Origin of the sequence: Bacillus sp. GMs2/2 (assembly GCF_050172095.1) — a bacterium.
In the GTDB taxonomy this organism is placed as follows: Bacteria; Bacillota; Bacilli; order Bacillales; family Bacillaceae_G; genus Bacillus_A; species Bacillus_A cereus.
This window is the reverse complement of the sequence record NZ_JBNLYE010000500.1, coordinates 1-2,380: the sequence shown is the minus strand read 5'-3', so window position 1 is coordinate 2,380 and position 2,380 is coordinate 1. Positions and strand designations below refer to the sequence as shown.

Sequence of the window (2,380 nt, the reverse complement as noted above, 5' to 3'; positions counted from 1 at the left end):
GTTCCATGCTTCTTGAACAGGTTGCGTAATATATTGTTTAAATAAGCCCCAAGCAACTTGTGCGGCAGCCTTTATAAGTTCCCACTGCGTACTAAGCCATGTGACCAATTCACCAATTTTTGTACTTACCCAATCATACGCTTCCTGAATCGGCTGTATAATATATTGAGATATGGCCGCCCAAGCAATTTGTGCTCCAGCTTGTATTAATAACCATCCAGCCTCAAGAACTGTAGAGATTAAAGAAATAATTGGATCTAAAACCGTAACAATGGTATTCCAAGTTTCTTGCCAAGATTGTACGAGTGTCCCCCATAATGCAGAAGCTGTTTCAACAATACCCGTCCACAATCCACTAAAAAATTCACCTAAAGGCGACAATATACTATTTGCTAGTTCAATGAATGAAGACCACGATTCTGAAAAATAATCAGTAATACCTGTCCAAATTTCAGATGCCGTATCAGAAATTCCCGTCCATAGATCCGTAAAAAATTGACCAATAGGTTCAAAGAATTCATTTACCATATTTAAAAAATCTGACCAGGCTCCAGAAAAGTAATCAACTGTGGATGACCAACCATCTTCACAAGTTTGAACTATGCTATCCCACAATTCGCCAAACCAATCTTTAAATTCCGACCACTTTTTTGAAAGCCAATCAGTTATTTCTCCCCAGTTTTTCACGGCCCAAATAACACCTGCAATTACAGCTGAAAGACCCAAGATAATTCCCAAAACAGGCCATAATGATAAACTCAGTGCACCAAACGCAAAAGATAACACACCTATCGCAGCCCCTATAGCTGTAATAGCAATTGTCAAGCCTGCAGAAATGGCAACAAAATCTTTAACTGGCCCAGGTAACTTAGAAAACCATTCAGCAAGATCAGAGATTCCTTTTGCAGCTTTCGGAAGAACATCTGCAGCTAAATCGGCAAGTTGTTTTCCTAACGGTTCCAGTGCTGCTTGCGTTTCTCGCAATGCACTTTGAAACTTTTGTCCAAGTGATTCTTCTTGAAGTTTTTTCATTTCATCCATACGTCCATTTACATCACCAAGTCCACCGTTTACATCAGTAAGCCCTAATACCGCTTTCGCGCCCATATCTTCCCAACGAGTGGCGAACAATCCAACACCAATTTGATTTTGTTTAACTTTGTCGTCCATACTTCCTAAATCGCCTATTACAGCTTTGAACACATCAGCGGCTGTTGCTTTACCATTGTTAAAAGCTTCCCAAACACCTTGAGTCTCTTTTGAAAGCCCAGCAAAAGCATCTGCAGTTCCTTTTGAACCGTCTTGTACTTTCTTTCCAAATTCAGCAACTGTGTCATTGATATAATCCAAATTATAAGCGCCGTCACGTGTCCCGTTTGCTAAGATTGTAAACATTTCATCCGCAGTAAAACCTGCCTGCTTAAATAACGGTGCATATTCTGAAAGGTTATCAAACAACTCATCCGAATAATTTAGACCTGCTTGAGCACCGGCAGCAAGTAAATCAAAAGTATGTTGTGTTGATAAACCAAATTGACTCATTAATTGTCCTGCACCACGTGTCGCTTCGTTTAAATCAACATCATACACTTTAGCTAGGGTTAAGACATTCTCCGATGCACCTTTTAATTCTTCATGTGGAACATCCCGCATATTTTGATAGACTTTTATCAGTGAATTATCGACCTCTTCAAGACTTTCACCAAATCCCTTTTTCCACACTTCCTTTGAAATCTTACCCAGGTTTTCAGCACCTTTTTGGGTCAATCCTAATGAAGATTGTATTTTTCTTTGCGATCTATCAAAGTCTATCGCTATACCCACGGTTGCTTTTCCGAGCTCAATTAACTGTTGCGATACTCCTTGTAGCATTTGAGTAGCTTCCATCATATTGTGCAAATCTAATTTCTTTCCTAGTTGCTCCATACCATCTGCGGCTTGTGAACCACTTTGACCGACACTATGCAACGAATTCTCAAATTGCTTCAATGTCGTTTTTGCTTGATTTAATTTCGTTTCAAGTTGCTGTACTTCTGTGGAATTTTCACCATACACACGCTTTGCTGCACTCAATTGTTGTTCTAAGTTGTGGACGACCCTATCAGTCATTTCCATTTGCTGACGTAGTTGTTTCTGCGCTAATTCCAACTTATCCGCTTCACTAGCATTTTGACCTAATTCAGCATTTTGAAGTTTGAATGAGCTTGTTAGTTTCTTTTGTTCTGCTTCAAGTTTCTTAGAATTCTCTTGTAAATCCAGTAAAGTTCCGCGTGCTTCCCTGGCTTCAATTGCTTGCTCGGAAAGACCTTCATTCACTCTTTTCATTGCATTATCAAGAGAAGTTTCAGCACGTTCTGCATCAAGCAACTTCCCGTACATT

At 39.7% G+C, this 2,380-nt stretch carries 1 protein-coding gene; it reads right to left on the bottom strand.

Annotated features, from left to right (window positions below; all coding sequences use genetic code 11):
• Positions 1-2,380: phage tail tape measure protein (locus ACQGS6_RS26620; RefSeq protein ID WP_426965886.1), on the bottom strand; the 2,380-nt coding region annotated here is incomplete at both ends.